This is a genomic window from Frigoribacterium sp. UYMn621, assembly GCF_040549525.1.
GTDB lineage: Bacteria > Actinomycetota > Actinomycetes > Actinomycetales > Microbacteriaceae > Lacisediminihabitans.
On the sequence record NZ_JBEPTM010000032.1, the window covers coordinates 1 to 7,032 of the forward strand.

The following is a 7,032-nucleotide window of genomic DNA, read 5'->3' on the forward strand; positions in this document are numbered from 1 at the left end:
TGGCCAAGGCTCTGGTGTGTTTGTGACTTGGTCATCGCGCGGTGTGGATTTTGGAAGGAGCAAGCGCATCGAGAAAACCGTCCCAGTGAGGGTTCGGCTTGCGGGACGGCCCGTGTTGCCTTTTAGGCGCGGCTACTTTCCCAAGTGTCAATGTCCGGCGCAGTCGCTGCACTCAGGAATCGCGACCATGAGGTGCCGTGCCTTCAGCGTGATCGCAGCCACCAGATGGTCCAGATTTTTTTGGCGGACCTACGCTGATGGCGGAGCCTTCTTCGGAGCCCGGTTGGTGAGATAGATGATGGCGGCCGCGAGGACACAAGCTATGGCTGCGATGATCCAAGTTAGGTTCACGACACCCCCCGCAGACGCATCCACCAACACTTGACAACCGCTTCGTGAAAACCCGGGTGGACCGCCGAAGAAGGATGCCGAGGGTATCTCAAGCCCTGACAATGCCCTCTTGCAATCGTTTGCCCATCCGCCGATCGCAGCACCGCCGAAAGTCACGCCGGCCCCGAGGATCAAAGTGATCGCGACCCAGACCTTGGAGCCAGTTGATTCTATGCAGAAATCATGCACCGCAGAGCACAGGTAAGGGAAGGTCGAGTTGCGCCCCAACCCACCTCCCGCTTGAGGGCTGGTCGGGATTGAGGTGTCCCTTGACGGTGGATCGACCCTTTGGCCGAAGATGACGACGATAGAGCAAGGGCGCGAAAGCCTGAAAGTTGTAGACCAGTCGAAGAGTTGTCGCAGTGCTGACCGTCCGACTCCCATCGCGGGGTTGGCAGCTGGGCGCGGTGACAGCTGTTAGAGATCGGTAAGAAATTCGTTTCCGCGTGCGCCTTCTCGCGAGAGATACTTGGCTGGTCGGTCTCGCGAAAGCGGTGTCGAGAACCCTTAGCAACGATTCCAGGAGACCGAATGACCATGACGCAGTCGACCCTCGAAGAAGCAGTGGCGCAGGTAACGGCGGTGGCCGCCGCTCATGCACAACAAGTCGACGAGGATGGGGTCTACCCCGTTGATTCGGTGGCTTCACTCCGCGCCAGCGGGCTGCTGGGCTTGGTGATCAGCGAGGAACATGGCGGCATGGGGGCTGGGCCTGTCGAGTTCACCGAGGTGCTCGGCGCCATCGCGGCGGCCTGTGGTTCGACCGCGATGATCTACCTGATGCATGTCGCGGCCGCGGTGACGGTGGCATCCGCCCCGCCGGCCGGGATGCCGGACCTTCTGTCGCGGATGGCTTCGGGTGAGGTGCTCGGCACGCTGGCGTTCAGTGAAAAAGGCTCGCGCTCGCACTTTTGGGCACCGGTGTCGGAGTCGGTGGCCGACGGGGATGATCTTCGCTTCACAGCCTATAAAAGCTGGGTTACCTCGGCGGGCTACGCCGATGTCTACGTCATGTCGTCTAAGAGCGCGGTCGACCCTGAGACGGTGGACCTGTACGCGATCCCGGCCGGTACCGCCGGACTGGATATCGCCGGACCGTGGAGCGGTCTGGGGCTTCGCGGCAATGCGTCCAGCCCGATGTCGATAGCCGTGACTATTCCCTCCGGTTATCGCGTCGGTGAGGCGGGCAGCGGGTTCGGCACAATGATGGCAACGGTGCTGCCGTGGTTCAACCTGGGCAACTCTGCGGTGTCACTCGGGCTGTCCACCGCGGCGGTCGATGCCGCCGTGGCGCACGTGACTGGCGCCCGATTGGAGCACCTGGATCAGGCCCTCTCCGCTTTACCGACGATCCGGGCGCAGATCGCGAAGATGAGCATTGCACTAGCCGCGCAGAAGGCCTACCTGGCGCTGGCTGCCGCGAAGGTGGCGAGTCCGGCCGAGGACACGCCGCTCTTTGTGCTCGGCGTTAAAGCCTCCGCCAATGATGCCGCTCTCACGATCACTGAATCGGCGATGAGAGTGTGCGGGGGTGCGGCGTTCTCGAAACACCTTCCCATCGAGAGGGCGTTCCGTGATGCGCGTGCCGGATCGGTCATGGCCCCGACCGCCGACGTTCTCTATGACTTCTATGGCAAGGCTCTCACCGGCCTTCCCCTGTTCTGAGCTGCGAATGTCGAAACTCAGCGGAGCCCCCCTGCTCATCGGGGCAGTCGCCTACACACCGAACGTCGTGCCCATCTGGGAGGGCATCCGCGAATACTTCGACGAGCCCGCGACCGCGATGGATTTTGTCTTGTTTTCCAACTACGGGCGTCTGGTCGACGCCCTTCAGGCCGGCATGATCGACATCGCCTGGAATACCAACCTCGCGTACGCGCGGGCCGTCCTCCAGACGGACGGTCATGTACAGGCGCTCGCCCAGCGGGACACCGACGCGGCGTTTTCGACCGTCTTCGTGGCCGCGGCGGGCAGCGGCTGGTCCGGACCCGAAGACATCGTCACCCGGCGATTGGCCCTCGGCTCGGCCGACTCAGCGCACGCCGCGATCTTGCCGCTTCACTACCTGCGCGCGGCCGGCGTGGACGTGGACAGCATGCAGGTGCAACGCTTCAACAGTGATATTGGCAAACACGGTGACACTGGTCGCAGCGAGCTGGATGCGATCGATGCGGTGCTCGCCGGTGAGGCTGATGTCGCGGCCATCGGAATCACGGTGTGGGAGAACATCGGCCGCGGCGACCTGATGCCCGGGATGCTCGAGCCGGTCTGGCAGACCGAAACCTACTCTCACTGCATGTTCACGGCCCTCGATACCCTTCCCGAATCGGTCTACGCGCCGTGGGTGGCGAAGCTTCTCGCCATGGACTGGAACGTGCCGGCGCATCGGCGCATTCTCGAACTGGAGGGCCTGACCAAGTGGGTCGAGCCGCACCTGGAGGGCTACGCGGGCCTGTTCGAGGCGATCGCGGAGCAGGGCGTGGACTCCCGATGGTAGTCATGGCACTCATGCGCACTGTCGAACAGCTAGCGGAGGGTGACACCGCCGAGTTCGCGGTTGCTTCGGCGAGCGAACTGGACCTTGTGCGCCGCTGGTGCGAGAAGACCGGCAACACGCTCGTCAGCACGCTGATGGTCGAACAGGACACCGGCCATGTCACCGTCGGTCGTGGGAGGCCCCGCAACCCCAGCAGCATGATCCCGGCCGACAGGATGCCCGGAGCGCGGCTCTGGCTATACACGAACTTCCACTGCAATCTGGCCTGCGACTACTGTTGCGTCGCATCGTCGCCCAAAACAGATCCGCGGCTGCTCGGCATCGACAACATTCAGGCACTTGTTGCCGAAGCGGCCGACTGGGGTGTGCAGGAACTGTATCTCACCGGCGGCGAGCCGTTCCTGCTTCCGGATATCGATGCGATAGTCCGTGCCTGCGTCGACCGCCTACCGACGACACTGCTGACCAACGGGATGCTGTTCCGGGGCCTGGGGCTGCGCAAACTGCAGGCAATGCCTCGGGAAGGCTTCGCGTTGCAGATCAGCGTCGACTCGCCGACCGCTGAGGTACACGATTCACACCGCGGTGCCGGGAGTTGGAAACGGGCACTTGCCGGCATTCGAGTGGCGCTCGACGAGGGCTTCACTGTGCGGGTCGCCGCGACGATCTCGGCGAACGATGATCCGGCCCTCGATGAGCTGCATGCGCTATTCGACGGCCTCGGGATCCCTCGAGCCGACCAGATCATCCGCCCGATCGCGCTCCAGGGTGTCGCCGAGGAAGGGGTCACTTTCACTCGTGAATCGTTGATTCCCGAGGTGACGGTGACGGCGGAGGGTATCTACTGGCATCCCGTTGCCGCGCTGGATGAGGACGCGCTGGTGACCAGGCAGATCCTGCCGCTTGCCCCCGCGCTCGATCGGGTGAGCGAACTCTTCACCCAACAGTGGTCGTCGATGACCGCCGCGTCGGCCATGTTCGCCTGCGCCTGAACAGGAACCAGAACGCCATGACAACTACCGAAACGCCAGCGACCGCCCGTGAGAGGGATGTCAACCAGATCGAGACGGGGCGCGCCACTCGCGCAGTTCTCGCCGCGGTACGAATCGCGGTGGGGTTGATGTGGCTGCAGAACGTGAACTGGAAGCGTCCGCCCGACTTCGGGCAGGCTGCTCACAATGGGCTCTACCAGTACACGGCAGACGCGGTGAAGCATCCGGTGCTCGGGGCATTCAGCTGGCTGGTGCAGAACGTCATCTATCCCAACTTCGCACTCTTCGGCTGGGCGGTGCTGATCGCGGAATTCTGTCTCGGTGCGTTTCTGCTTGTGGGCTTTCTGACCCGCTTCTGGGCGGCCATCGGCATCCTGCAGACGATTGCCATCACCCTTTCGGTGCTGAACACACCGGGGGAATGGCAGTGGAGCTACTACCTGATGTTCGCGGCGCAGTTCGTGATCCTGGCAACCGCCGCCGGGCGGATTGCCGGCGTCGATGGACTACTCAGACCCCGATGGTCGCTAGCGGAAGGTCGGCCGGCTCGGATTGCGATGGTGCTCTCATGAGCGCCGCCACACCCACCCGGAGCACAGCTCGCAGCTCAGTCGCCTGGCGTACTCGCGGCCTGATCGTCGCCGGCTTCACCGCGCTCGGTTCGCTGTTCTCCCTGCTGCACTACACGCCGCTGCAGTTCGTCTCGGTCAACCTCGTGCAAGCAGTCGTGCTGGTCGCAATAGGAGGTCTCGCCGCGCTCGGTTGTGCGCTGCGGATGCCCCTGCTCCTGCTCGCAACCGGAGCCATCTCGATCATCGTCGGGCTGGTGCGCCTCGTCACCTACGATTCGACGATCGGCATCATCTCCGGGTCTGTCAACGCCGCCGCCCTCATGGTCGGGCTCGGCACCGCGCTCGTCGCAATTTGGATCACGTCGCGGCCATTGTCTGAAAAGAGCCAGTAGCTTTGCGCTAATTTCGGGACCGGTGACGAGGATCATGTGGGGCGATCAATGTGGCATTTAGCCGACCGAAGCGAATGAGATTGCGCGGTCTACAACCTGCCGGGCCACGTCTTCCAGCGGGGCGCCGACAGCATCGGCATAGAAGCACAGCCTTTGAAGAGCTTCAGCCGGGGACACTCCTGCCTGCGCTATCACCATCCCTGTCGCCTGGTGAACTTTGAAGCTTCCAACTGACATCTGAGAATTTGCGGGACTCGAATCCCCACCGTCAAGCGAATCCGATTGATCCAAGACAAAGCCCTCCTCAACGCCACCGTTTCAGGATCGAGTTTTGGCAATATCCTCCGCTTGGATGGCGTCCATATCAATGGGCGACTTCGGTCGCCCATTGCGCCTCGTCGATTTTCCCGATCAGTATTTCTCACGCTTAGCCACCCAGCGTCCGCTCAAGGTTCCCAAGTGACACAGCGCCAGCACGGTCGGTAGTTGCGTTGACTAGCCATAGAATCATCGCGGTGGCCACTTGTCGAGCAATATTCTGGTTCAACACGTCCTTCGGAATATGGTCGATCCATGGATCGAGTAGCTCGTCGCAACCGTCGTCGTGAGATGGGCATGCTCTTCAACGAGAGCTACGGCGGAATTGGAGCCGACCTCCCGAGGACCCCTGATGCCCCACCGTTGGGCGGTACCTTTGTTCTCTTCGTCGTCCAAGTCCTCCTCGCGGGCGGTCTCGTCTTCGTCGCGGCCGTGAGCGCGATGATTACTGAATCCTGCGGCAGCAGGGACTACAGCTTCGCTCTGATCGAGTTCTCCGCGTAGATTGTTCCCATCGGAGTCCTCGCGGTCTTCCTGGCTTGCGTCGCTCTGTGCGTCTGGAACTACAACCGATCAAGGGCGACCTGGTGGATTCCCATAACGGGGATCGCTGCATCAATTCGGAAGTTGCTTGCCTCGATCGGTCTGCTCCAGTGGTGAATCGGACCGATAGGCGGATAGAACGCCAAGGTCCGCACTCGGACGTTGGCTGGAGTGGTCCACAACTGTCGCGCTGGCTGTTCCACTTGCGGGCCGCTACGACGAGGCCGCAGCCTGGGTTTGAAAGGATGGTCTGGCGAGTTCTCCCAGTTGTGTTGATTCGGTGTGCGGTCCGCTGTGGAACAGGTATACCCTTAAATCCGTTGCGCGCGCGTGAGCTCGAATCCCGGGACAGTACGATTCAGCCAGAGGCGCAGGCTTGCCATCGTTCTGGCCTTGAACCTCGCCCTGATCGGCGGACTGGTTACAGTCGGCATCGCGGCCCGCTCGGTGGGCGTCCTCGCGGCAGCAGGCGACACGTTGGCCGACTCAGTGGCTCTGGCCCTCGGGCTGATCGCGGTGACCCTGCGCGACCGAAACCCGGATCACCCCCGCGCTAACAGGCCGATCGCTATCGTCGCTCTCGTCAACGCCGCGATCCTCATCGCGGTGACCGTCATTGTCACCGTCGAAGCGATCGCGAGATTGCGTGAAGGTTCTCCAGCCGTGCTCGGATTCCCGATGGCCGTGGTCAGCTTTATCACTCTCGCCGTAATGATCGCCGGCGCAATTGTGCTCGGCCTGTCCGCGCGTCGCGAAGACATCCACATGAAGTCTGTGCTCCTGGACACCCTCGCGGATGCGGCAGCAGCTGCCGGAGTGCTCGTGGCCGGCACCATCATCTGGCGCACCGGCGGGCTTTACTGGCTCGATCCAGTCATCGCCCTCATCCTCGCCGCCGTTATTGGCTACGCGGGGGCCCAGCTGGCCGTCCAAGCGGTCGCCGCACTACGCGGAGCCGATATCGACTTCGATAACGACTGAGACCGACCGGGTCTTGCATCACAGAAAGACCATCAATCACGTCCCAATCAATCGCACTACTGCCGGAATTTGGCCCGGAGAAGGTTCCACTTGCGGGCACGACATTCGCGCGAGATAGGAGCGTCAAGGAATCGCGCTGACCGGAACTGTCTCACCAAACACCTTCGCCGGCTACCCAGGGAACCTGACGCTGCCGAAGGACGCCCAGTCTCCTTTAGGCGGACTCCGAGCTTCTATGGCAGTTAGTTCTCTTCTGAATGTGTTATGGCGCAGGACATTCCGGACGTTCGGGTATCAACACATCCCGGACGGTTCCGTGTTTTTTGGTCCGGACAGTTCTCCGCTGT

General features: G+C 62.3%; 8 protein-coding genes. 7 read left to right on the top strand and 1 reads right to left on the bottom strand.

From position 1 onward, the window contains the following. The first annotated feature begins 921 nt into the window (after window positions 1-921). Genes fadE16 through ABIB54_RS17475 form a run of 5 tightly spaced genes read left to right on the top strand, consistent with a single transcriptional unit; the run spans window position 922 to window position 4,843 of the window. Complete coding sequence (gene fadE16, locus ABIB54_RS17455; protein ID WP_354576802.1) at window positions 922-2,055, top strand: Rv1679 family acyl-CoA dehydrogenase; 1,134 nt, start codon at window positions 922-924, stop codon at window positions 2,053-2,055. A 7-nt stretch (window positions 2,056-2,062) separates the two neighbouring features. Beyond that, window positions 2,063-2,887 (top strand): Rv1680 family SBP-like protein, encoded by an 825-nt coding sequence (locus ABIB54_RS17460; RefSeq protein WP_354576803.1) that lies wholly within the window; start codon window positions 2,063-2,065, stop codon window positions 2,885-2,887. Between the two features lie 2 nt (window positions 2,888-2,889). Continuing rightward, window positions 2,890-3,879, top strand: a complete 990-nt coding sequence (locus ABIB54_RS17465) for an Rv1681 family radical SAM protein (protein WP_354576804.1) — start codon at window positions 2,890-2,892, stop codon at window positions 3,877-3,879. 17 nt (window positions 3,880-3,896) lie between these two features. Continuing rightward, a complete protein-coding gene (locus ABIB54_RS17470) occupies window positions 3,897-4,451 on the top strand; it encodes a DoxX family protein (RefSeq protein WP_354576805.1) in 555 nt (184 codons plus the stop codon). Then, on the top strand, window positions 4,448-4,843 hold the full coding sequence (locus ABIB54_RS17475) for an Rv1678 family membrane protein (RefSeq protein ID WP_354576806.1): 396 nt from the start codon (window positions 4,448-4,450) through the stop codon (window positions 4,841-4,843). The genes ABIB54_RS17470 and ABIB54_RS17475 overlap by 4 nt, the downstream gene beginning before the upstream one ends. Before the next feature lie 57 nt (window positions 4,844-4,900). On the opposite strand, the gene ABIB54_RS17480 is transcribed toward ABIB54_RS17475, so the two are convergent. Then, entirely contained in the window at window positions 4,901-5,080 is a 180-nt protein-coding gene (locus ABIB54_RS17480) for an ANTAR domain-containing protein (RefSeq protein ID WP_354576807.1), read from the bottom strand. Between the two features lie 336 nt (window positions 5,081-5,416). On the opposite strand from ABIB54_RS17480, the gene ABIB54_RS17485 reads away from it, so the two are divergent. Together ABIB54_RS17485 and ABIB54_RS17490 are read left to right on the top strand one after the other, a co-directional pair. Next, entirely contained in the window at window positions 5,417-5,665 is a 249-nt protein-coding gene (locus ABIB54_RS17485; protein WP_354576808.1) for a hypothetical protein, read from the top strand. Window positions 5,666-6,034: 369 nt separating this feature from the next. Beyond that, entirely contained in the window at window positions 6,035-6,685 is a 651-nt protein-coding gene (locus tag ABIB54_RS17490; protein WP_354576809.1) for a cation diffusion facilitator family transporter, read from the top strand. Window positions 6,686-7,032: the final 347 nt, after the last annotated feature.